This is a genomic window from Insulibacter thermoxylanivorax, assembly GCF_015472005.1.
GTDB classification, from domain to species: domain Bacteria; phylum Bacillota; class Bacilli; order Paenibacillales; family DA-C8; genus Insulibacter; species Insulibacter thermoxylanivorax.
In genome coordinates this window covers 105,990-130,034 of the sequence record NZ_BMAQ01000006.1, presented here as the reverse complement: position 1 = coordinate 130,034, position 24,045 = coordinate 105,990, and the positions used below count along the sequence as shown (strand labels likewise).

Annotated in this window: 24 protein-coding genes; all 24 read left to right on the top strand. The window is 52.6% G+C overall.

The window, feature by feature from the left end; genetic code table 11:
- Positions 1–16: 16 nt before the first annotated feature.
- The 24 genes from flhB (at position 17) to proS (ending at position 23,931) form a co-directional block, all read left to right on the top strand.
- A complete protein-coding gene (gene flhB, locus PRECH8_RS04975; protein WP_200965990.1) occupies positions 17–1,105 on the top strand; it encodes a flagellar biosynthesis protein FlhB in 1,089 nt (362 codons plus the stop codon).
- 43 nt (positions 1,106–1,148) lie between these two features.
- Positions 1,149–3,179, top strand: a complete 2,031-nt coding sequence (flhA, locus tag PRECH8_RS04970) for a flagellar biosynthesis protein FlhA (RefSeq protein WP_200965989.1) — start codon at positions 1,149–1,151, stop codon at positions 3,177–3,179.
- Positions 3,176–4,687 (top strand): flagellar biosynthesis GTPase FlhF, encoded by a 1,512-nt coding sequence (gene flhF / locus PRECH8_RS04965; RefSeq protein WP_200965988.1) that lies wholly within the window; start codon positions 3,176–3,178, stop codon positions 4,685–4,687. The genes flhA and flhF overlap by 4 nt, the downstream gene beginning before the upstream one ends.
- A complete protein-coding gene (locus PRECH8_RS04960; protein ID WP_200965987.1) occupies positions 4,680–5,552 on the top strand; it encodes a MinD/ParA family protein in 873 nt (290 codons plus the stop codon). The genes flhF and PRECH8_RS04960 overlap by 8 nt, the downstream gene beginning before the upstream one ends.
- 42 nt (positions 5,553–5,594) lie before the next feature.
- On the top strand, positions 5,595–6,671 hold the full coding sequence (locus PRECH8_RS04955; RefSeq protein ID WP_200965986.1) for a protein-glutamate methylesterase/protein-glutamine glutaminase: 1,077 nt from the start codon (positions 5,595–5,597) through the stop codon (positions 6,669–6,671).
- A gap of 39 nt (positions 6,672–6,710) precedes the next feature.
- The gene (locus tag PRECH8_RS04950; protein WP_200965985.1) at positions 6,711–8,768 is read left to right on the top strand and encodes a chemotaxis protein CheA; all 2,058 of its coding nucleotides are present in this window, start codon (positions 6,711–6,713) and stop codon (positions 8,766–8,768) included.
- A gap of 17 nt (positions 8,769–8,785) precedes the next feature.
- A complete protein-coding gene (locus PRECH8_RS04945; RefSeq protein WP_200965984.1) occupies positions 8,786–9,250 on the top strand; it encodes a chemotaxis protein CheW in 465 nt (154 codons plus the stop codon).
- A 31-nt stretch (positions 9,251–9,281) separates the two neighbouring features.
- Entirely contained in the window at positions 9,282–9,860 is a 579-nt protein-coding gene (locus PRECH8_RS04940; RefSeq protein WP_371871178.1) for a chemotaxis protein CheC, read from the top strand.
- Positions 9,861–9,862: 2 nt separating this feature from the next.
- Complete coding sequence (locus PRECH8_RS04935) at positions 9,863–10,357, top strand: chemotaxis protein CheD (protein ID WP_200965982.1); 495 nt, start codon at positions 9,863–9,865, stop codon at positions 10,355–10,357.
- Positions 10,354–10,833, top strand: coding sequence for a hypothetical protein (locus PRECH8_RS04930; RefSeq protein ID WP_200965981.1), 480 nt, complete (start codon positions 10,354–10,356; stop codon positions 10,831–10,833). The genes PRECH8_RS04935 and PRECH8_RS04930 overlap by 4 nt, the downstream gene beginning before the upstream one ends.
- A gap of 12 nt (positions 10,834–10,845) precedes the next feature.
- Positions 10,846–11,631: a FliA/WhiG family RNA polymerase sigma factor gene (locus PRECH8_RS04925; RefSeq protein WP_200965980.1), complete on the top strand. Its 786-nt coding sequence runs from the start codon at positions 10,846–10,848 to the stop codon at positions 11,629–11,631.
- A gap of 29 nt (positions 11,632–11,660) precedes the next feature.
- A complete protein-coding gene (locus tag PRECH8_RS04920) occupies positions 11,661–13,067 on the top strand; it encodes a flagellar assembly protein A (RefSeq protein ID WP_200965979.1) in 1,407 nt (468 codons plus the stop codon).
- Between the two features lie 18 nt (positions 13,068–13,085).
- Positions 13,086–13,406 carry a hypothetical protein gene (locus PRECH8_RS04915; protein ID WP_200965978.1) on the top strand — a complete coding sequence of 107 codons (321 nt, stop codon included), beginning with the start codon at positions 13,086–13,088 and terminating at the stop codon, positions 13,404–13,406.
- A gap of 14 nt (positions 13,407–13,420) precedes the next feature.
- A complete protein-coding gene (locus PRECH8_RS04910; RefSeq protein ID WP_200965977.1) occupies positions 13,421–13,927 on the top strand; it encodes a hypothetical protein in 507 nt (168 codons plus the stop codon).
- Positions 13,924–14,400 carry an endolytic transglycosylase MltG gene (locus tag PRECH8_RS04905; RefSeq protein ID WP_200965976.1) on the top strand — a complete coding sequence of 159 codons (477 nt, stop codon included), beginning with the start codon at positions 13,924–13,926 and terminating at the stop codon, positions 14,398–14,400. Before PRECH8_RS04910 ends, PRECH8_RS04905 begins: the two co-directional genes overlap by 4 nt.
- 246 nt (positions 14,401–14,646) lie before the next feature.
- Positions 14,647–15,345: a 30S ribosomal protein S2 gene (gene rpsB, locus PRECH8_RS04900; RefSeq protein WP_200965975.1), complete on the top strand. Its 699-nt coding sequence runs from the start codon at positions 14,647–14,649 to the stop codon at positions 15,343–15,345.
- 122 nt (positions 15,346–15,467) lie between these two features.
- The gene (gene tsf, locus PRECH8_RS04895) at positions 15,468–16,130 is read left to right on the top strand and encodes a translation elongation factor Ts (RefSeq protein ID WP_371871176.1); all 663 of its coding nucleotides are present in this window, start codon (positions 15,468–15,470) and stop codon (positions 16,128–16,130) included.
- 118 nt (positions 16,131–16,248) lie between these two features.
- Entirely contained in the window at positions 16,249–16,980 is a 732-nt protein-coding gene (gene pyrH, locus PRECH8_RS04890) for a UMP kinase (RefSeq protein ID WP_200965973.1), read from the top strand.
- On the top strand, positions 16,980–17,534 hold the full coding sequence (gene frr / locus PRECH8_RS04885) for a ribosome recycling factor (RefSeq protein WP_200965972.1): 555 nt from the start codon (positions 16,980–16,982) through the stop codon (positions 17,532–17,534). The genes pyrH and frr overlap by 1 nt, the downstream gene beginning before the upstream one ends.
- A gap of 71 nt (positions 17,535–17,605) precedes the next feature.
- A complete protein-coding gene (uppS, locus tag PRECH8_RS04880) occupies positions 17,606–18,373 on the top strand; it encodes an undecaprenyl pyrophosphate synthase (protein WP_200966084.1) in 768 nt (255 codons plus the stop codon).
- Between the two features lie 288 nt (positions 18,374–18,661).
- Positions 18,662–19,453, top strand: coding sequence for a phosphatidate cytidylyltransferase (locus PRECH8_RS04875; protein ID WP_200965971.1), 792 nt, complete (start codon positions 18,662–18,664; stop codon positions 19,451–19,453).
- Positions 19,454–19,595: 142 nt separating this feature from the next.
- The gene (locus PRECH8_RS04870) at positions 19,596–20,759 is read left to right on the top strand and encodes a 1-deoxy-D-xylulose-5-phosphate reductoisomerase (RefSeq protein ID WP_200965970.1); all 1,164 of its coding nucleotides are present in this window, start codon (positions 19,596–19,598) and stop codon (positions 20,757–20,759) included.
- Between the two features lie 433 nt (positions 20,760–21,192).
- Positions 21,193–22,470, top strand: coding sequence for an RIP metalloprotease RseP (gene rseP / locus PRECH8_RS04865; protein ID WP_200965969.1), 1,278 nt, complete (start codon positions 21,193–21,195; stop codon positions 22,468–22,470).
- A 15-nt stretch (positions 22,471–22,485) separates the two neighbouring features.
- On the top strand, positions 22,486–23,931 hold the full coding sequence (gene proS, locus PRECH8_RS04860) for a proline--tRNA ligase (protein WP_200965968.1): 1,446 nt from the start codon (positions 22,486–22,488) through the stop codon (positions 23,929–23,931).
- Positions 23,932–24,045: the final 114 nt, after the last annotated feature.

The following is a 24,045-nucleotide window of genomic DNA, read 5'->3' as shown; positions in this document are numbered from 1 at the left end:
GGGGAGGGAATCGTCTGTGGATAAGTATAGTCTGAAACTCGACCTGCAGTTGTTCGCGCAGGAGAAGACGGAGAAGCCCACTCCCCGCAAAAAACAAGACGCCCGCAAAAAAGGGCAAGTCGCTAAGAGTTCTGACTTGCCGGGAGCGCTGATTTTATTCTTCACTTTCTTAGCTCTTTATGCATTAGGCGGTTTGATCGAGGACAAGCTGTACTCACTGTTCACCGTGACCTTCAATGAGTACATGCTGTGGGACATCACGGTAACGAATACGCTGGCGATGTTCCGCGAGCTGATCGTCCAGGGGATGCTGTTTGTCGCTCCAATCCTGCTCATTGCACTCATCATCGGCATTGCAGGCAACTATGTGCAGGTCGGTTTCCTCATGACTGGGGAGCCGCTCAAGATGAAGCTGAGCAAACTCGATCCGATTCAGGGGGCGAAGCGCATCTTCTCGCTCCGCGCGCTGGTGGAACTGCTAAAGGCCAGCTTGAAATTCATCATCGTGGCGGCCGTTGTTTGGACGACGCTCTGGGGCGAGAAGGAGAAACTCCTTGCATTGTCTTCTGTTCCTCTTGAGGATCTCTTGCGTTATGCAGGCCGGCTGACGACGCTCCTCGGCGTGAAGATCGGCGCGGTGCTGGTTATCCTGGCCATACTCGATTATATGTACCAGCGCTATGAGCACAACAAGCAGCTGCGCATGTCCAAACAAGAGGTTAAAGATGAATATAAGAGACTCGAAGGCGATCCGCTGATCAAAAGCAGAATTCGCGAGAAACAACGCCGCATGGCGATGGCAAGGATGATGCAAGAAGTGCCCAAAGCCGATGTGATCATCACGAACCCTACGCACTATGCGGTTGCTTTGCAGTATGACGCTACAGTGATGGAAGAACCTAAAGTGATCGCCAAGGGCGTGGATTACATCGCACTCAAGATCCGTGAGATCGCTGAAGAACATGGCGTTATCACGATGGAAAACCCGCCGCTGGCAAGGGCATTGTACGATCAAGTGGAGATCGGACAGAGCATCCCGCCGGATCTGTTCCAAGCTGTAGCTGAAGTGCTTGCTTATGTCTACAAGGTTAAGGGAATTCGCTAGCTTAGAAGTGTGATAGGGCATTCAGGAAGGGGTTACGACGAGGGTGAAATTTCGCGACTTAACCATACTAATCGGAGTCATCGGCATCGTTTTGATGTTCGTCATACCATTGCCGACCTGGCTGCTGGACATCCTGCTGGTCATTAATATTGCTGTAGCTGCGCTGATTCTGCTGGTCGGTATGAATACACAGGAGCCGCTGCAGTTCTCGATCTTCCCGTCATTGCTGCTGGTGACTACATTGTTCCGGCTTGCCCTCAACGTTTCTTCGACAAGGCTGATCTTAGCCCAAGCCGATGCCGGACGGGTGATTGAGACCTTTGGATTGTTCGTCGCTCAAGGCAATTTGGCCGTCGGTTTTGTCGTGTTTCTCATATTGGTCGTGGTTAACTTCATCGTCATCACGAAGGGCATGGAGCGTGTAGCTGAAGTCGGTGCAAGATTCACGCTGGACGCTATGCCTGGTAAACAGATGAGCATCGATGCAGACCTTAATGCCGGACTGATCAATGAGCAACAGGCCAAAGAACGGCGGCAGAAGATTGAGCGCGAAGCGGACTTCTACGGAGCGATGGACGGTGCCAGTAAGTTCGTCAAAGGGGATGCTATCGCCAGCATCATAACGATGCTCGTGAACGTCATCGGCGGTCTCATCATCGGTGTCGCGATGAAGGGCATGAGCTTCGGGGATGCAGCGGAAACCTACTTCATCCTGACGATCGGCGACGGTCTGGTCAGTCAGATTCCGGCGCTTCTCATCTCAACGGCAGCGGGGATGATCGTCACCCGTTCCGCTTCCGAGGAGAACATGTCCGCTGATATCATGAACCAGCTCTTCGCTTATCCGAAGCTGATGTACATCGTTGCCGGCACTTTAGCCGTGCTGGGCTTTACGCCGATCGGTGTTCTCGTTACCTGGCCGCTGGCCGGGGCGCTTACCTACGCAGGCTATCGGATGAATAAGAGCTTGCAGCTTAAAGTCGTCGAAGAAGAACAGCAGGTGGAAGAAGAGCAGATCGATGAGGTGCGCAGTCCGGAGAGCGTGGTGAGTCTCTTGACCGTGGATCCGATCGAATTCGAATTCGGATACGGTTTGATCCCGCTCGCAGATGCGCAGCAGGGCGGGGATCTTCTGGACCGCATCATCATGATCCGGCGACAGTTGGCCCTTGAACTTGGCATCATGGTCCCCGTGATCCGAATTCGCGACAATATTCAACTAAAACCGAACGAATATGTCATTAAAATTAAAGGAAATACGATCGCTCGTGGTGAATTATTACTTAATCACTATCTCGCCATGAGTCCAGGGTACGATGATGAGTCGATTGTTGGCATCGAGACGATGGAACCGGCCTTCGGCCTTCCTGCCCTGTGGGTGGATGAGGCGATGAAGGAGAAAGCAGAGCTGGCAGGCTACACCGTCGTTGATCCGCCTTCCGTGGTAGCCACGCATCTGACGGAGATGATCAAGAAGCATGCCCATGAACTGCTCGGCCGCCAAGAGACGAAGGCGCTCGTCGATCATCTCAAGAATTCTTATCCGGCCCTTGTGGACGAGCTCATTCCCAATCTGTTGAGCATAGGCGATGTACAGAAGGTGCTGATCCGCTTGCTGAAGGAGAAGATCTCGATTCGCGACCTCGTCACGATCTTCGAGACGCTGGCTGACTATGCGATCTATACCAAGGATCCCGATATTCTCACGGAATATGTGAGACAGGCCCTGGCGCGGCAGATCACGCAGCAATATGCACCTGAGGATAATACGCTTAGGGTCATTACGATTGGACCTGTGCTGGAGAAGCGAATCGCCGAAGCTGTTCAACAGACCGAGCAGGGCACTTATCTGGCCCTCGACCCGATGACGACTCAACAGGTCTATCAGCGTTTGACCGAACAGGTACAGCGAATCGTGGAAGCAGGCAACCAGCCGATCATCCTCGCTTCCCCTAACATCCGAATGTATGTAAGACAGATCGTGGATCGAACGATGCCCGATGTTCCCGTTCTCTCTTACAATGAACTGGAGCCCAGCGTCGAAATTCAAAGTGTAGGGGTTGTTAACCTATGAGGGTAAAGCGTTATGTCGTCGATTCATTGCCTGATGCGCTGACAATGATTCGCCGTGAACTGGGACAGGACGCGGTGATCCTGAATACCAAACAGCTGAAAACCGGCGGTTTTCTGGGGCTGTTCGGCAAGAAGAAGATCGAGGTGATCGCTGCCGTGGACGGCGGTGCTGCACGAGACGGCGGTACCCCGGTCAGAAAGGCGGCGCCGCAATCGGTTTCAGCGGCAGCCGCTGCTGCAATTCAAGGAGCTTCCTCTGAACGGGAACCTAACCGCCCGCATGTAGGGAGCCGGGCAGCAGCCAGGGCATATCGCTCGGTCAACCAGGCGATGACAGCTGTCGCTGAAACCAAGGATGCCGATCATGCTCCCGGGTTAGATGCCCGCCTGCCGGGCACAGCCGCCGCAGCCCCTGCACATACAAGCAGCCATCTGCAGGCGAAGAAGCCATCAGCGATGAGAGCAGAAGCGGCACCTATGACTGCCGTTCCTCCTGTTGAACATAAGGAGCGGTCCGCAATTGAGGAGAAGCAGACCGTTGATGCCGTTGAGCGCTTCAAGCAAGCAGCGAGACAGACAATTGAGGAAGCCGCGGCCAGAACAAGCCCGGCGAAGTCTCCATCCGTAGATACCGAGGAATTGCTGCAAGAGATCAAGGAGATGAAAGCCTTGGTTGCTAAGCTTACTGACGGGGCATCAGCCAATGAGGCAGGAAAGGAAGGCGCTTACGACAGCTTAGATGGTCTGGATCAACGACTGCTAGAACAAGGGGTGCTGCCGGCGATCACCGCCGAACTGAAAGAACGGGTCAAGGCTGCTGTCGGTTCACAGCCGATCGATGCCCAGCAGGCACGTGCCTTATATAAGGAATATCTGCTGCAATTGTTCAGCCCGCCTGCGGGGATCTCGGACAACAGCCGGATCGTCCAATTCATCGGCCCGACCGGAGTAGGCAAAACGACGACCATCGCCAAGCTGGCAGCAGAGCAAGTGTTGAAACATAACAAGCGGATCGGCTTTATCACTTCTGACACCTATCGCATCGCTGCCATCGACCAGCTCAAAACCTATGCCTCGATCTTAAATGTCCCGGTAGAGGTGGTCTTCACTTCGGAGGAATTAGAAGAGGCGCTGCAGAAGCTGAATGACTGCGATCTCATCTTCATGGATACTGCAGGGCGCAATTACCGTGATCAAGCAAGTGTTGATGAGCTTAATGGACTGATCAGCCAGCACGGTCAAAGCGAAACCTATCTCGTGGTCAGCCTGGTTTCCAAGTACAACGATATCAAAGCGATTATCGATAACTTCCAGCATTTCAAATTGGACAAAGTGCTGTGGACGAAGATGGACGAGACGTCCAGCTACGGCTCAATCTTGAATGTCCTGTATGAGTATTCGCTGCCAGTCTCATATATCACAAACGGACAAAATGTACCTGACGATATCTCGCTTCTTAATCCAGAAGCCGTCGTGGAACACCTGTTAGGAGAAGATGCGAATGGTTGATCAGGCACAAGGTTTGCGCGAACTGTTCCAAACTCGTCAGCCGGCTGAAGGCAACCATACCACCCGCATCATCACCGTGACCAGCGGCAAGGGGGGCGTCGGCAAGTCCAACTTCACGCTGAATTTCGCCTTGACCTTGCAGCGACGCGGGTATAAGGTGCTCATCTTCGACGCCGATATCGGGCTGGCCAATCTCGATGTTCTGATGGGGGAGACCCCGCGCTATAATCTCTATCATCTCTTGAAACGCCAGAAGACGATCTGGGAGATCATTCATCGCTATTATGATCTGCTCTACATAGCGGGCGGTTCAGGGTTCCAGGAGCTGCTCCGGTTGAGCGAACAGGATTTGGAACATTTCGTGAACGAAGTGAATAAGCTGAATGGTCATGTGGATTATATCTTCTTCGATACAGGTGCAGGTTTAAGCAAGGAAACCCTGAGATTCATCATCGCCTCCGATGAAACCTTTGTCATCACGACGCCGGAGCCTACGGCGATTACAGACGCCTATGCCATCATTAAGATGGTTTCCAACATGAATTATGATGTAGAGTTTCGTCTCATCATCAATCGCGTGTCAGAACGACGCGAAGGGAAGTTAACGGCGGACAAGATCTCGATGGTCGCCAAACAATTTCTCGATCTGGACATCCCTGCACTCGGTTATGTGCTGGATGATATACATGTGTCCAAAGCTGTGAAACGTCAAGTTCCTTTCACCATCGCTTATCCCCACAGCGCCGCTTCCAAGGCGGTATCGGAATTAGTCGACCAATTCTTGTCGGCACGGGAACAAACCGCCGATTCCGGAAGAGGCGTCAGGTCATTCTTGTCACGCATGATCAGATTGCTTCAAAATTAAGACACAGCATTAGATACTATAGACTCCAGGGAGTGAACGGCGATGGTTCGACAACATCAAGTGCTCGTAGTGGATGATTCGGCGTTCATGCGCAAGTTGATTGCAGATTTAATCGCAAGCGATCCTGATTTTACAGTGATTGGCGCAGCTAAGAACGGCAGAGAAGCTGTGGATATGACCTTGCGGCTCAAGCCGGATGTGATCACGATGGATGTGGAGATGCCCGTGATGGACGGGATTCAGGCGCTGCAAGAGATCATGGCGAAGTGCCCCACACCGGTCGTCATCTTAAGCAGCCACACCGACGAGGGAGACATGCTCACCTTCGAGGCGCTTGAGAAAGGTGCCATCGATTTCGTCAAGAAACCATCGGGTACGATATCCGTTGATCTGTATAAAATCAAAGAAGTTCTGTTGGAGAAACTGCACGCGGCATTGAACGCCAGGATCTTGCCGAAGCGAAGCGAAGTTCCCGTGAACCGTTCCGGCCGTTCCGTCGGACCTGAAGCGCCGCCTGACACTATGGGGAAACCGGCGAAGATGTTCCGGCATCTGGTAGCAATCGGAACATCGACGGGAGGACCAAAGGCGCTGCAGCGAATCCTGCCGACGCTGCCGCGGAATTTTCCGGCGCCGATCCTCATCGTACAGCACATGCCCCCGAACTTCACCAGGTCACTGGCACAGCGGCTGGATGCGATGTCGCAGATCCGGGTTGTCGAGGCTGAGCACGAGATGAAGGTGGAAGTAGGCACAGCTTACATCGCTCCCGGGGATTGGCATATGGTGCTGCATCGCCGCCGTTCCAACCAATATGTCATTCACTTGCATCAAGATGCGCTGCGCAACGGCCATCGGCCTTCGGTAGATGTGCTCTTTGATTCACTGGCTGAGTACAGCGAACTTGAACGTCATCTTGTTATCCTGACGGGGATGGGAGGGGACGGTGCCCATGCGATGAAACGCTTGTACGATTCAGGGGTGAGGTCGACGATCGCGGAGTCAGAAGAAACATGTGTTGTGTTTGGTATGCCTAAGGTCGCCATCGAGCTGCAAGCGGTGCGTTACATCCTGCCGCTTGACGATATCCCGCCCAAACTGATGGAGCTCGTGCGATGAGACTCTAGGCATTTGAAGCTTACCAGGAGGTGTGAGGACATGGAGTCCAACCAATACTTAGCGATGTTTATCGACGAATCGAAAGAACACCTGCAAGCGATGAATGAGAACCTGTTACAGCTTGAGCAAAGCCCGTCGGATCTCAGCATTGTGCAGAACATTTTCCGTTCCGCGCATACCCTGAAAGGGATGTCTGCGACGATGGGATTCGAGGATCTGGCGAATCTTACCCATGAGATGGAGAATGTGTTGGATCTCGTGCGCCATGAGAAGCTCAGCATGGACGACTATATCTTCGATGTGTTGTTCAAGAGTTTCGATGCCCTTGAGGCAATGGTGAACGATATCATCGCCGGCGGAGACGGGCAAGCGGATGTCAGCGAGATCGTGAATCACTTGCAGGCGATTCTGAATGGCAGCTACAGCCCATCCCAAGCAGCGGAAACCGGGCAGGTCTCATCGACGAGCAGTGAAGCGAAAGTACTAGCCGAAGCGTTCGACCAATATCAGTTGTCGATCATTAAACAATCCCTATCCTCCGGTTTTCAGGTGTATGAAGTCCGCGTCAAGATCAGACAGGATTGCGTCCTGAAAGCAGCCAGGGCTTATATGGTCTTCGATGCGCTCGAACGAAGCGGTGAAATCGCGCGCTCGATTCCATCGGTTCAGGAGATCGAACAGGAGAAATTCGACCATGAATTCATCGTCTATTACATAACCAAATTACATGCACAAGAAGTGAAAAAACTGATCATGGACGTCTCAGAGATTGAAGATGCCGTGATCGAGACGATCGACGAACAGAAACTGAAAGAACTGCAAGACAGAAGTCTGCAGGATGCAAAGCCGCAGCCTGAACCTGCTGCAGAGAAGCCTAAGCAAGACAGCAAGAAGCAGGCCAAAGGCCAAACAAGTGCAGGCGGCGCGTCGAATCAGCAGGTGGCAGGTCGTACGATCCGCGTCGATATCGAACGCTTGGATACGCTCATGAATCTCTTCAGCGAGCTGCTGATCGATCGGGTCCGGCTGGAACAGCTGGCTTCGGAGATCGGCAGGCATGAGCTGACTGAGACCGTGGAGCACATGGCCAGGGTGAGCAGCGATCTGCAGAGCATCGTGCTTAAGCTTCGCATGATGCCGGTCGAAACAGTATTCAACCGCTTCCCGCGGATGATCCGCGACCTGGCGAAGACATTGAACAAGAAGGTCGATCTGATCATCACCGGTTCCGAAACCGAGCTCGACCGCACCGTTGTCGATGAGATCGGTGATCCGCTCGTACACTTGCTGCGCAATGCTGTGGACCATGGGCTGGAGGGGCCGGAGGATCGGATCAAGGCGGGCAAGCCGGAGACGGGTACCGTTCACCTGCGGGCCTATCAGAGCGGCAACCATGTATTCATTGAGATTGAAGACGACGGGCGCGGCATCGATCGCGAGAAGGTGCTCAGCAAAGCGATCCAGAACGGTGTGGTGAAGAGTGAAGATGCCGAGCGGCTCAGCGACCGCGAGGTATATCAACTGCTGTTCGCTTCCGGCTTCAGCACGGCAGAAGTCATCTCGGATATCTCGGGACGCGGTGTCGGTCTTGACGTCGTTAAGACGAAGATCACTTCTCTGGGCGGGGATGTCACCGTTGATTCGACATTAGGAGTGGGGACGAAGTTCACCGTTCAACTGCCGCTGACGCTGTCGATTATCACGGCGATGTTGATCCGCCTTGGCGAGGAGAAATATGCGATCCCGATCAGTTCGGTAGTTGAGACGGCACTTGTCAACGACGAAGATATTCGCTATGTCCACGGCATGCGGATGATTCAATTCCGCGATAATGTCATTCCGCTGATCGATCTCGCTTCTGTGCTTGAAGTTCCTGGTCACGAAGAGAAGCAGCAGAGCCAAGAGCTGAACGTCGTCATCGTTCACAAAGGGGACAAACTGGTTGCACTCATCACCGATGAATTTATCGGACAGCAGGAGATCGTTCTGAAAACCCTGGGAGGATACCTGAACCAGGTCTTCGCTGTCTCGGGAGCAACGATTCTCGGGGACGGTCAAGTCGCATTGATTCTGGATACGAATGCTTTGATCAGATAAGGGGAGGTACATAACACATGAATGAAGATTTAAAAGTCGTCGTGTTTTCCTTGGGTCCGGAAGAATACGGGGTAGAAGTCGATAAGGTGCGCACCATCGAGCGGATGCAGCCGATCACCCGCGTGCCTAAGACTCCGGATTTCGTCAAAGGCGTGATCAATCTGCGCGGTGTTGTTGTGCCCATTATCGACTTAAGGGAGCGCTTCGGTTTAGAGGCGGCCCCATACACGGACAACACGCGGATTATTGTCGTGAATCAGCAGTCAATCGAGGTTGGTCTGATCGTCGATTCGGCGAATGACGTCGTCGATGTGAATGAAGATCATATCGAAGAACCTCCTGAGATTGTCGGCGGCATTCGGGCGAAATATCTGCGTGGAATCGCCAAGCTGGAAAATGATCGTCTCCTGGTGCTGTTGAATCTCCAAGAAGTATTGAACAAAGATGAGATCATTCAACTGGAACAGTTAGGGGAAGACTAATGTGAATCAATTTCAATTTGCAGAATTTCAGATGGATGTGCTGAAGGAGATCGGGAATATCGGCGCCGGTCACGCTGCAACAGCGTTGTCTAAGATGCTCGACAAGCAGGTGGACATGAACGTTCCCAACGCCAAGCTGGTCCCTTTTGATCAGATCACGGACAGCCTCGGCGGGGAGGAACAGGTGGTCGTCGCCGTCTATTTCCGAGTCTTAGGGGATGCCCCGGGCAATCTGTTCTTCGTGCTCACCCATGATTCTGCTAAGAAATTGCTCAAGGGCATGATCGGCCTCGAAGTGACTGCGGATGGATACTCGGATCTGGAATTAAGCGCATTGTCCGAGGTTGGTAATATATTAGCCGGATCCTATCTATCCTCTTTGTCAGATTTTATCAAGATTAATATGCAACCGACGGTTCCGGCTCTAGCGATCGATATGGCTGGAGCGATTATGAGCTACGGGATGATCGAGTATGGCCAGATGGGGGAACAAGCTTTGTTTATTGACACGATGTTTATGGATGGCAGCGAAGAAGTGGAAGGGCACTTTTTCTTAATCCCGGACCCGGACTCTGTAAGCAAGATCTTCCAAGTCCTGGGAGTGCAGTAGGCATGACGCTTTCCAGCGCCCCCATCATCAAGGTCGGGATGGCGGATCTGAATGCGATCAAGTCACCTGGACTGTTGAAGACCTCTGGGCTTGGCTCTTGCGTCGGTCTTATCCTCTATGATCCGATACAGCGAATCGCAGGCATGGCTCATATCATGCTCCCTTCATCCGATATCGCCCGGGAACAGACGATCAATGAGGCGAAGTATGCTGATACAGCAATCCCTGCGCTGATCGAACGCATGACCAAACTGGGCGCCAAGGTTTCTAGCTTGCAGGCGAAGATGGCCGGCGGAGCACAGATGTTCGTGCTTAATCATGATACGATGAGAATCGGTCCGCGCAATGTTGAGAGCTGCAAAGAAATGTTGCAAAAGTATAGGATTCCCTTAATCGCGGAGGATACGGGGGGCAATTACGGACGTTCGATTGAGATCGACAGTTCTAACGGAGTATTAAGGATTAGAAGTGTGCAGAATGGAGTAAAGCTGTTATGATCGGCTCGATTATATGGAATATCGTAATCGGTGCCGGGGCAGGGTTGTTATCCTTTGCCTTAGCCCTGATGAATGATAATTTGCTGCTGACAGCAACCATTCGGGGAGTCATTAGTTTCGGCATTCTATTCGTCATGACTTTCCTCTTCAGGTGGTTGCTGGCTTTGGTTATGATGGATGTTCAGGTTAGCGGACCGGACGATGAAGCTGATGCAGCAGAGATCGGCCGGCATATCGATATCGAGACGCCGGATGAGGACATCGAACTGCCTGATCCGGCCTCGGTTAAAGCGGGTGAATCTGATCAGCCTGAACGCAAGAAGCAAGCTAAACAACCTGGACAACAAGCTGATCCGGCTGTTTTCTTCCAAGCCTTTCAGCCCCCTCGTATTACGCTGAAAGAGGAAGAACGGGAGCGGCCGGCGATCGATCCGGAGACTGCTGCACAAGTGGTAAGACGACTGACAGAAGACTAAGGAAGATGATTTATGAATGTTAAAAAATCGTCTAAGCTTGCCAATCTAGATCTATGGAAAGAGTGGAAGGAACACGGTTCGCTGGAAGCGAAGAACCAACTGATCGAGTCCTACCTTCCCTTAGTGGAATACGTCTCTTCTAGGATGTCCATAGGCTTGCCTAGCAGCATTTCTAAAGATGACTTAATCAGTTATGGTATAATGGGACTAATAGATGCAATTGATAAATTCGACCTCGATCGGGGGCTGCAGTTTGAGACTTATGCCTCATGGCGGATTCGCGGTGCCATTCAAGATGCGCTGCGGCAGGGCGACTGGGTGCCCCGCTCGGTCCGCGAGAAGGCCAAACGAATCGAGGAAGCCTATGGTGTATTGGAACAGCAGTATCTGCGATCTGTGACGGATGAAGAAGTCTGTGAGTACCTTGGGATTACGCTGAAGGAGTTTCAGCAGATGTTGCACGACGTGTCGGTGACGACCGTTTTCTCTCTTGAAGACCCGATCAAGGAGGAAGATAGTGAGACGAGGATCGCGACGGTAATTGACGACAAAGCACCGAATCCCGAATCAGCGTTACACAGGCAGTATCTGCATGAGATGCTCAGTCAAGCCATCGATCGTCTGACTGAGAAAGAACGCACCGTTGTCTCTCTATTCTATTTTGAAGAATTGTCTCTAAGTGAAATAGCCGAGGTGATGTCCCTTTCTCCATCACGGATTTCGCAATTGCATTCCAAAGCGCTTCTCCGGCTTAAAGGTGTACTGGCTAACAGCAAGCATCAATTGTTCAGCGAATGATTACCTGTCAGTAATCAGGGGGGATGAAGATGAATGAGGCGCTTAACCCTAGCGTCAACTTGATCGCGGTTACCATCTCGGCGGATAAGCTGTCTGCTTCTATCGCTTATACCGGCAAGGAGGATCTTGGCCCGTATGACATCGAACAGCTCCGCCAACTCTTGCGCGCAAACGGGATCAAACACGGCATCATGGACGATCAACTGGCCAGGTTCGCCGCCAACCCGACTGCCTACACCCGGCCGCTGGTCGTAGCCCAGGGGGATCCTCCGGAACCCGGTGTAGACGGCAGGATCGAATATCTCTTTCAGAAGGAAGACGATTCCCCCCGGCCCCAGGTGTTGGATGACGGGCGAGTCGATTATCGCGATGTAAGGAGGATCAATAACGTCAAGAAAGGTCAAGTGATCGCACAGCGCATAGAAGCAGTAGATGGTATACCCGGCAAAGGCGTAACTGGGGAGCCCATCCCCCCTCCTAAAGTGAAGGAAGCCTATCTGAAACCAGGCAAGAACGTGGTAGTTGATGATAACCTCATGCGGATGTACGCGGTGATCGATGGGATGGTCACCTTTACCGAACAGGATAAGGTGAATGTCTTCCCAGTATTCGAAGTCAATGGAGACGTGGACTATCGCAGCGGCAATATCGACTTCGTAGGCAATGTGGTCGTTCGCGGGAATGTGATCTCCGGCTTTAAAGTGAAGGCTGAAGGAGATATCCGGATCACAGGAAGCGTGGAAGGGGCGGAGATCATCGCAGCCGGCTCGATCGAGATCGGTGAGGGCATCGTTGCACACAACAAAGGTATAGTCAAAGCCGCTAAATCGATCCGCTGTTCCTTCATCCAGGATGCCAATGTGGAAGCTGGAGAAGATCTGATCGTCAATCAGAGTATCATGCACTCCAATGTTCGTGCGGGCAGAGCCGTGATCTGCAACGGCGCCAAGGGTCTCATCGTCGGCGGGATCGTCCAGGCAGGAGAGGCCGTCATCGCCAGGACGATCGGGAATATGACCCATACCCCCACTTCCATCGAAGTCGGCGTCATGCCGGAAGTGCGCAATGAACTGAATGAACTTTATAAGAACATGCGAACGTTATCAGAGAATCTGGATAAGACCGAAAAAGGCTTAAAAATCTTAGAACAGATGGCTTCAGGAGCGCCGCTTCCGCCTGATAAGCAGGAGCTGCTTAGCAAGTTCCAGCGGACCAGACGGCAGCTGCGCGAACAGCAAGCGATCTCAAGAGAGCGCATCCAAGAGTTGGAACACATCATAGAGAACGCAGACCTTGCAAAAGTTGAAGTCGGCGGTGTGATCTACGGAGGATCGAAGATCGTCATCGGCCGATACACCCGCTTCATCAAGGATGCCGCACAGCATGTGGTATTCCGCTATGAAGACGGCGAGATCACGATGCAGGCCATAACATGATGTGAAGGAGTGGCGGATATGACGCTCAGATCCATCGAGATGCAGATCGCTCTGCCGCGGGTGAACGACGCGGGCAACATCCAGCATCAACTCGCTCAGAAGCCTGCTTACGACCAGAATATGCTCGCGATGCAGACAGCGAAGCAAGCTGAGATGCAGTTGAAGCGCAGCACCGAAGTCGATGAAGCACACACGCGGATGATTGGTGAAGATGAAGGCAGCGAGGAGCGGGATGACAGCGGCCGGCAGCAGCGCGGCCGCAGGGAAACATCCGCGGATCGCAAGGCTGTGCAATCCGTACATCCATACAAAGGGAAACATATCGATCTATCACTATAAGGAGTGGGTGCCGGGTGGAAGCGTGGCAGATCGTTGCCCTGCTCGGCTGCGTCATCATCGTCTATACTTGGATCTTTCGGAAGAAATACGCCGCACCCGATCAACATCCCGCCTTGCTCCACGATCTGGAACAGGTGCTGGACCAACACGTTGAGGAGATCGAAGCAAGCAACCAAGAGGTGCTCGATCAGCTCGTGCAATTTAAGCAGGAGCAGCAGAAGGAACGCGCGCTATGGCTGGATCGCTTGCGCAGATTGGAAGAACGCATCAAGGTGCTGGAGGATGGGGCTGCACAGCATGGGGACGGACTGAAGCCGGCGGCAGCATCTAAGACCGGTGCAAGTACCGATATACAGGCCGAAGCACAAGCTGCAGAGAGCTTTCAGGACCGGTTCAGGCAGCTGTTGGAGCTGAAGGAACGGGGGCTGACAACTAGCCAGATCGTCAAGGAGACGGGGATGAATCCCAGCGAAGTTCGTTTCATCCTGCAGCTAGCCGACGCAGGGGGCGGTGAACATTGAATAAGAAGTCGATCTATTGGCTCGGATTAGGGAGCGGCTTGATCACCGGCGCGCTCCTAATCCGCCTGCTGACTTTCGGTGCAAGCCCTGAGATGCTCGATGAGGCAGCCTTGCAAGAAGCGGCGGCGCGCTATGGATATCGTCTGGTCTCCGAATATGAGAAGATAACCATCGCCTATGATCGCACGATTCGCAGTATCTATATTCCCCCTGAGATGAATCTCGAGGAGATCGCGGAACTCTTAACGCAAGCGAAGCTCCTGGATGCGCAGGAGGCTTTCCTCACTGCAGCAGCAGATCTTCCGGATGAACGCAGCATCCAGCCGGGATATTATGAATTTATGAACGATCCGACGTTTGCTGAGCTGCTGGATGTGCTGACAAGCGGTGTACGCGTTACAGCAGCACAAGATGAATCTGCTGAAGGTGAAGACCCGGCATATGCTGCAGATGAAGATGCCGGTGGTGTATAGCCCAGGACGAATATGCAGATGGCGAAGATGTTATACAATAAAGAATGAATGGGCCGGGCGTTATGAGGGAGATGCTCGGCATTTCTTGTAGTTGCATAGGAGTTCATGATTATGGTATATTAATTGACGGTGTTAAGAACACACGCTTGTGAATCCTGACCAACGGTGCTTCCATAAGGGAGTTCTGGCAGGAGATGACACGGGCGGAGGGCAACACACAAAACCAATATAAGGAGGTGCGTGAAGATGGCAGTGATTTCCATGAAACAGCTGCTCGAGGCTGGGGTGCACTTCGGTCACCAGACTCGCCGCTGGAACCCTAAGATGGAAAAGTACATCTTCACCGAACGCAACGGGATCTATATCATCGATCTCCAGAAGACAGTTAAGAAAGTAGAAGAAGCTTACAACTACGTAAAATCTCTTGCAGCATCAGGCGGTACGATTCTCTTCGTGGGCACGAAGAAGCAGGCGCAGGATTCTGTTAGAGAAGAAGCAGAACGCTGCGGCATGTTCTGGATCAACCAACGCTGGCTTGGCGGTACACTGACCAACTTCCAGACGATCCAGAAGCGCATCGCGCGTCTGCATGAACTGGAGCGCATGGAAGAGGACGGCACTTTCGAACTTCTGCCGAAGAAGGAAGTAATCATCCTGCGCAAGGAAAAAGAGCGCCTGGAGAAATTCCTCGGCGGCATTAAGAATATGAAGCAATTGCCGGACGCACTCTTCGTCATCGACCCGCGCAAAGAGCGCATCGCCGTTTCGGAAGCTCGCAAGCTTGGTATCCCGATCATCGCGATCGTCGATACGAACTGTGATCCGGACGAGATCGACTACGTGATCCCAGGCAACGATGACGCGATCCGCGCGGTGAAACTGCTCACATCGAAGATCGCCGATGCCGTTGTCGAAGCGCGTCAAGGCGAAGAAACGTCCGCATAAGGAATAGGAACAAGCGAACAAAGGGTGGTTTGAAGGTTGTATAAACCTATCACCGCCCTTTTTTTGGGAGAGTATACACGCTAACTTAACGATCTGATGAGTCATTGAACTTTAAGGAGGCTATGATTAAGATGGCAGTAACAGCAGCCCAAGTTAAGGAGCTACGCGAGAAGACAGGAGCAGGTATGCTCGATTGCAAGAAGGCGCTTGAGGAAGCGCAAGGTGATATGGAGCAAGCGATGAAGATCCTTCGCGAGAAGGGATTGTCCGCAGCGGCTAAGAAGGCAGGTCGTCTGGCTACCGAAGGTTTGGTTGAATCCTACATCCACGGTGAAGGCCGCATCGGTGTACTCGTCGAGGTGAACTGTGAGACAGACTTCGTAGCGAAGACCGATAACTTCAAGCAATTTGTCCGCGATATCGCGATGCAGATCGCTGCTGCAGCTCCGAAGTATGTGAGCAAGGACGAAGTTCCGGAAGAAGAGTTGAACAAGGAGCGCGAGATTCTTCGTGCACAGGCATTGAACGAAGGCAAGCCGGAGAAGATCGTTGACAAGATGGTGGAAGGCCGTATGGCTAAGTATTATGAAGAGGTTTGCTTGCTTGAGCAATCCTTCATCAAGGATCCGGATCTAACCATTGGTCAGCTGCTCAACTCGATGATCGCTCAGATCGGCGAGAACATCACGATCCGCCGTTTCGCGCGCTTCGAGCTTGGCGAAGGTTTGGAGAAGAAGGAAGATAACTTTGTCGAAGAAGTTATGGCGCAAGTAAAACAGCAATGAACCGATGAGAGATTGGAACACCCGCGTGTTCCTTTCTTTATAAAGAGATACAATCATCGCAAGAAAATCCTTCGAATTCGAGTATAGAAGTGGCAAAGAGAAACGGAGGGATCTATTGGTGGGTCAGCAGCCTGTATACAAACGGGTCGTACTAAAATTGAGCGGTGAAGCTCTGTCTGGCCAAGTTGGATACGGCATCGAAGCACAGACGATCGCTTCGATCGCTGAACAGATCAAAGAAGTGGTGGAACTCAATGTGGAAGTCGCGATAGTGGTCGGTGGCGGCAATATCTGGAGAGGAATCTCCGGCAGCGAGCAAGGCATCGACCGGGCGACGGCTGATTATATGGGAATGCTGGCGACGGTGATGAATTCACTGGCGCTCCAAGATGCCCTCGAGAAGATTGGCGTACCTACGCGCGTACAGACTTCAATCGCCATGCAGCAGATTGCAGAACCCTATATTCGTCGCCGAGCGATCCGCCATCTGGAGAAAGGACGCGTCGTCATCTTCGCGAGCGGAACGGGGAATCCTTACTTCTCTACGGATACCACAGCTGCTCTGCGCGCCGCTGAGATCGAGGCAGAAGTGATCTTGATGGCGAAGAACAAGGTTGACGGTGTATACTCAGCAGATCCCTTCAAGTACAAAGATGCTGAGAAGTATGATGAGCTTACATATCTAGATGTGCTGAACAAGGGACTCGGAGTGATGGACTCCACAGCCTCATCCTTGTGCATGGATAACAATATACCGCTCATCGTATTCTCCATCACGGAGAAAGGCAATATCAGAAGAGCTGTGCTAGGAGAAAAAATCGGAACGATCGTAAGAGGGAGTGTTGTCTAATGCCACAATCGGTAATGCAGGACGCTAGGGAACGCATGGAAAAAGCCATTGCAGCCCTAAAGCGGGAATTGGGCTCGCTTCGCGCCGGACGCGCAACTCCGTCGCTGTTGGAACGCATCCAAGCAGATTACTATGGTACTCCGACACCGATCAATCAGTTGGCCAACATCTCTGTACCGGATCCGCGTACGCTTATGATTCAGCCTTGGGATAAGAGTTCGATCGGCGAAATCGAAAAAGCGATCATGAAATCGGATCTCGGTCTGACACCGGTGAATGACGGGTCGGTGATCCGCATCAACATTCCGCCGCTTACGGCAGAACGCCGTACGGAACTGGTCAAGCTGACCAGAAAATACGGCGAGGATGCGAAGGTTGCTGTGCGCAACATTCGCCGCGATGCCAACGATGAGATCAAGAAGCTGGAGAAAGACTCGATCTCCGAAGACGAATCCCGCCGCTATCAAGATGAAGTGCAGAAACTGACGGACAAATATATCGCAGAAATCGATAAAGTACTAGCGGCTAAGGAAAAAGAAATCATGGACATCTAACCGTTCACCCCACCGCTTCTTCGGTGGGGTAACCTAAAGCCGGTCTAGATCTTATCATGGGGGAAGGATCCATGTTCGATTGGTTCAAAAAAAGCCAACCCCGCGCAGCAGCTCGACAATCCTCCGTGTCTCCCGATAACATCCCGCAGCACGTCGCGATTATCATGGATGGCAACGGACGATGGGCGAAACAGCGGGGCCTGCCTAGAATCGCTGGTCATCAATCCGGAATGAAGACCGTGAAGAATATCACGCTCGCTGCCAATGAGCTTGGTATTAAGTATTTGACGATGTACGCATTTTCTACGGAAAACTGGAAGAGACCGAAGGAAGAAGTCGACTTCCTCATGCGGCTGCCGCAGGAGTTCCTGGCGATCGAACTGGATGAGCTCATCGCAAACAACGTCCAAGTCCGCATGATGGGCTGGACCGATGGTCTTCCGGCACATACCTTAGAAGCCGTTGAAACAGCGATTGAAAGCACGAAGAACAATACGGGCCTCGTGTTGAACTTCGCCTTAAATTACGGGAGCAGGCGAGAGATTGTAGAAGCGGTGAGGAAAATCGCGGAGGATGTGCAAGCCGGGATCATCGATCCCAAGGATCTGGAGGATCGGCATATCACGGAACGTCTGCTGTCGAGCGAGCTGCCTGACCCGGATCTCCTGATCCGAACCAGCGGTGAGATTCGCATCAGTAATTTTATGCTGTGGCAATGCGCCTATACGGAATTTGTCTTCACCGATGTATACTGGCCGGCCTACACGAAAGAACACTTCTATGAAGCGATTCGGATCTATCAACAGCGGGTTCGACGGTATGGAGGATTGGTTACTTAATCCCTTTGCTGTGTCGATCGGTTTATGGGATCGTTCTGAATGTATCGCTATGTATCGCTGCATTTGACTGCGTACATCGGATTATAACGAATTGCAGGATATCGATAGATCAAGATGCAATAGACATGTTATCACGAGTTGCGATATACGGTATATCATTATGCGCGATAGGATTAACACAATTTGCAATATACGGGTTATATCCATCGAAGCTGCATCATATATCGGCAACATGCACAGCAAAGTACAGCGGGGATATCGCAGTATGGAAGATGGGGGAGTGATGCGTTGAAGCAGAGAATCATTACCGGCGTGATCGCCGTACTCGTCTTTGTCGGGATGTTGGTATGGGGCGGGTATGCGTATCAACTGCTCATCGCGTTGATGGCTGCGATCGGTTTCTATGAGTTCGCGCGAATGAATCGAATCCAGGGATTGGGAAGCGGCGTATACGCAGGTTACATAGCGGTGATCGGGCTGACCTTGCCTCTTGATTTGATGTGGCCGGATATTCCATTCAGCGATCGTACATACATATGGTTCACCGTATTCATCTTGCTTCTGATGACAGTATTCTTTCATCATAGGACGAATCTGCATCGCATCGCGGTTCTGCTGGTTGGAGTCCTGTACATAGGCTATGGTTTTCGATATATGATTGTCACGAGGATGCTGCCGGAGGACGGATTGCTTTGGTCCCTCTTCATCTTCGGCTGCATTTGGCTTACGGACAGCGGAGCGTATTTTTCCGGTATGCTGCTCGGAAGACACAAGCTGGCACCGAAGATCAGCCCGAAGAAGACCATCGAAGGAGCGATCGGCGGGATCGCCGTCGCGGTGTTGTTCGCGTTTGGATTCGCCCTGTTCAATCCAGATTGGATCGGTGCTGGACAAGCCATGCTGCTTGGTGCGTTCATCGCAGTCCTCGGGCAGCTTGGCGATCTGATCCAAAGCGCCTATAAACGCCTGCAAGGAGTGAAGGATTCCGGCAAGCTGTTTCCTGGCCACGGAGGCATCCTGGATCGAGTAGACAGCTGGCTCATCGTCTTCCCTGCGATTCACCTCTTAGGCTTGTTGTAGTCTAGGCATGGACGCGGCTTGTAATAGCATGTCTGAGATAGGATATGGTGACGGATTGCGCAGCTTCAGATGCTGCAGAATGTCGCGGATTTGACTGCAGGTTTGCCGCAGTTAGTGAGCTGTAGATAAGGAGAGAACTTGCGTGAAGAAACGAATAGCGATTCTCGGATCGACGGGTTCGATCGGCACACAGACCTTGGATGTCATCGCCGCTCATCCCGACGAATACGAAGTCGTTGCATTAGCTGCCGGGCGTAATACCGCTTTGCTTGCCGAACAGGTCAAGCGGTTTCGCCCGCGACTTGTCTCTTGCATCGATGAGGAGAGCGCGGCAGAGCTTCGTGAAGAACTCATATCAAGCGGGCTCGGATATAAGGTAGAGATTGAACATGGCGAGCATGGACTCCTGCAAGTGGCAGCCCATGCCGGAGCGGATATGCTGATCACTGCGATCATCGGTGCGAGGGGGCTTTCGCCCACTCTGGCTGCGATCGATGCAGGTATTGCCATTGGACTGGCGAACAAGGAGACCCTGATCAGCGCCGGTCACCTCGTCATGGAGTCTGCAAGGAAGAAACGGGTGCCGATCATTCCGATTGACAGCGAGCATTCTGCTATCTTCCAATGTCTGAATGGTGGAGAGCGGCGAGAGGTGAAGAAGATCATCCTGACGGCATCCGGCGGTGCGTTCCGCGGCCGTTCGCGGGAAGAGCTGGTCGATGTGAAGGTGGAAGAAGCCTTGCAGCACCCGAACTGGTCGATGGGTGCCAAGATTACCGTCGATTCTGCGACGATGGTGAACAAGGGGCTCGAGGTGATCGAAGCCCATTGGCTGTTCGGGCTTGCCTATGACCAGATCGAGGTGGTGATCCATCCTGAGAGCATCATCCATTCGATGGTTGAATTCGTCGACACGAGCATCATCGCCCAGATGGGCCTGCCGGACATGCGCGTGCCGATCCAATATGCACTAACTTACCCGCAGCGTAAGTCCGGCCCGTTCCAATCGCTGGATCTGGTCCGTGCGGGCAAGCTTCATTTCTATGAGATGGATGAAGAGCGTTTCCCCTGCATCCGCATGGCCTATGATGCAGGAAGATGCGGCGGTACGATGCCGACGGTCTTCAATGCTGCCAATGAGATTGCCGTGGAACGTTTCCTGCAAGGACAGATCTCCTTCCTTCAGATCGAAGACATCATCGCTGAGGTGATGAACAGGCATACAGTGATCGCCCGTCCGGAGCTGGAGGAGATCTTATCCGCCGATGAATGGGCGCGTATGGAAGCCCGCCGCCTGTTTGCGTGAGCGAGATTTGGACAGAGGCAGGTAACGCGGAGCGTTTTAAGATCAGGCTTGGGGTGAAGCTGACGGAACGTGGGTTCGTTATTATCCCGAAAATGCCGGAATTTGCCGAGCTAACGGAACGTGGATACGTTATTTTGCTTAGAACTAAGGTAAAATCGGCGGTTTCTATGAGAATAAGGGAATGACGTTCCGTTAGGATGGGGAGAAACGTTTTTTGTCTCAAATAAGGTACTGCAGTTCCGTTAGCGTCATGTGAGGATCTGATCAGCATCAAGCGAAGATCATGTGATCGTCACTCATCGCCATAATCCCGTGGAAGATCAAGCATCACTCGAATCCGACCAACGGTTCTCTTGAATAAATGCTGTGAATAATGTTAATCTAAGAGCGACATGATGTTGTCCGGTTATTCCGCGAAGGAGGAGTAGATGTTTTGAACCTGTTAACGACTATCCTGTACACGATTCTCGTGTTCTTCGTGATCATAGGGATCCATGAATGGGGGCATATGTTCTTTGCCAAACGTGCGGGGATTCTCGTAAGAGAGTTCGCCATCGGCTTCGGTCCGAAGCTGCTGTCCTTTAAGAAGGGCGAGACCAAATATGCCTTCCGCCTGCTTCCCTTCGGTGGTTTCGCTAGAATGGCCGGTGAAGATCCCGAACTCATACAGATCAATCCGGGACAGACGATTGCTCTGCGGCTGAAGGATGGGATCGTCACCCATATCTATCTGGATCAATTGGATCGCTATTCGCATCTAACGCAAGGCGAGGTCGTTAAACTGGACATCGAACGGGATCTTCATGTGGAGCTTGACAGCAAGGGCGATGTGACGCGATATGAGATCGATCCGAAGGCGATGATCGTCGCCCGCAATCAAGAGAACCAGATCGCACCGCTTAATCGGCAGTTTATGAGCAAGAGCGTCGGTCAGAGGATGATGACGATCTTCGGCGGACCGCTGATGAACTTCGTTCTTGCTCTGGTATTGTTTACGGTATATGTATTCATGCTGGGCGTGCCCGTTGAAGGTACAGGCAAACTGGTCATCGCCGATGTGATCGAGGGGTCGCCGGCAGCAGAAGCAGGCGTTCGCGCCGGAGATCAGATCGTGAAGGTCAACGGTGAGACGTTGGGCGAGGACAGCGAGCGCATGACCCGTATGATCAGCGCTTCCGAGAATAAACCGATGACTTGGCAAGTGCTGCGGGACGGAGAGATCATAGAGCTCACGGTAACGCCTCAGATTACGGACGGTGAGTCGGCCAAGGCAGGGGTCTATATCGGACTGACCTATGATTATCGCCGGCCTACCCTGGTCGAAGCTGCTTCCGGCACTTGGAACCAGGTGGTCTATTGGACAGAGCAGATCTTCATCGGTCTTCAGAAACTCGTTACGTTGGAAGTGAAGCTGGAAGATCTCGGCGGTCCCGTCGATATCGCACGGACAACGGGACAGGCAGCACAAGCAGGACTGACGACGCTGATTCTGTGGACTTCGGTGCTCAGCTTATACCTTGGCATCTTCAATCTCTTGCCGGTCCCAGCCTTGGATGGAAGCAGGCTGATCTTCCTCGCCGTCGAAGGTGTGCGCGGCAAGCCGATCTCTCAGGAACGGGAGAGCCTCGTTCATCTGATTGGTTTTTCAGCTTTGTTCCTGCTGATGATCGCAGTCACTTATTACGATATCATAGCGTTATTTCAGAGATAGCGAGAGGTGAAACGGGTGAGTAAAGAAGCGAAAGAGAAGTCGTTCATCACTCCGCAGAGTGAGGATTTTTCAGCTTGGTATATCGATGTGATCCGCAAGGCTGACCTTATGGACTATGCGCCGGTGCGCGGCTGCATGGTCTTCAAGCCGGACGGATATGAGATCTGGGAACTATGTCAGCGCGAACTGGACCGCCGTTTTAAGGAGACAGGACATCGCAATGCCTACTTCCCGCTGTTCATTCCGGAGAGTTTCTTCCAGAAGGAGAAGGAGCACGTCGAAGGATTTAACCCGGAACTGCCTTGGGTAACGGAAGCCGGCGGAGAGAAACTGGAAGAGAGACTGGCGATTCGCCCGACATCGGAGACGATGATCGGTCATATGTATGCTAAGTGGATCAATTCCTATCGCGATCTGCCGCTTCTGATCAACCAATGGGCGAACGTCGTCCGCTGGGAGAAACGGACGCTGCCGTTCCTCAGAACCAGTGAGTTCCTCTGGCAGGAAGGGCATACGGCCCATGAGACGGAAGCAGAGGCGCGCGAAGAGACGATGCGGATGTTGGAGATCTATCGGGACTTCGTCGAGAATGTGCTGGCCATCCCGGTAATCGTCGGCCAGAAGACGCCGTCGGAGAAGTTTGCCGGTGCCGTAGATACCTATTCGATCGAAGCGATGATGAAGGACGGCAAAGCGGTGCAAGCTGGAACAAGCCATTACCTTGGAACGAACTTTGCAGAAGCCTTCGAGATCAAATATCTCGATCGGGAGAATAAGCATCAATATGTGCATACCACCTCCTGGGGTGTCAGCACGCGTCTGATCGGCGCCTTGATCATGGTTCACGGCGATGACAAAGGACTGGCTCTGCCGCCTAAAGTTGCGCCGACCCAGGTGATCATGATCCCAATTGGCCCGCAGAAGACGAGGGAGCAGGTGCTGGCGAAGACGGACGAATACTATGAACTTCTGAAACAAGCCGGCATTCGCGTGCGGGTGGATGATCGTCCTGACTTAAGCCCCGGCTGGAAGTTCAACGAGTATGAGATGCGCGGTGTACCGCTCCGCATCGAACTGGGGCCGCGGGATCTCGAGAACGGACAAGTCGTGCTGGCAACCCGTCTCGGCGAGAAGCGGACGGTGAAGCAGGAAGACCTGCTCGTAGAAGTGCAGCGCACCTTAGAAGAGATCCAGCAGGAGATGTTTAACCGCGCCCTTGCCTTCATGAAGGAACACACCTACTCAGTGGACACCCTGGATGAGCTGAAGGAGCTGTTCACGGAGAAACGAGGCTTCGTATATGCAGGCTGGTGCGGATCGGAGGCATGCGAGCATCAGGTGAAGCTTGAGACGAAGGCGACAAGCCGCAATATTCCATTCATCGTCGATGAGCACAAGAGCAAGTGCCTGGTCTGCGAAGAACAGGCGAAGCATACCGTAGTTTTTGCACGCGCATATTAATCGAGCTTCGCATCTGATCGTGCCTGCTGGTCGCGTTCTATACGTCGCTTAACCGTCAATGTATGATGTTGTTAGACTTGAGAGGGCTTAGGATTCTAAGGATTCCGACAGCCC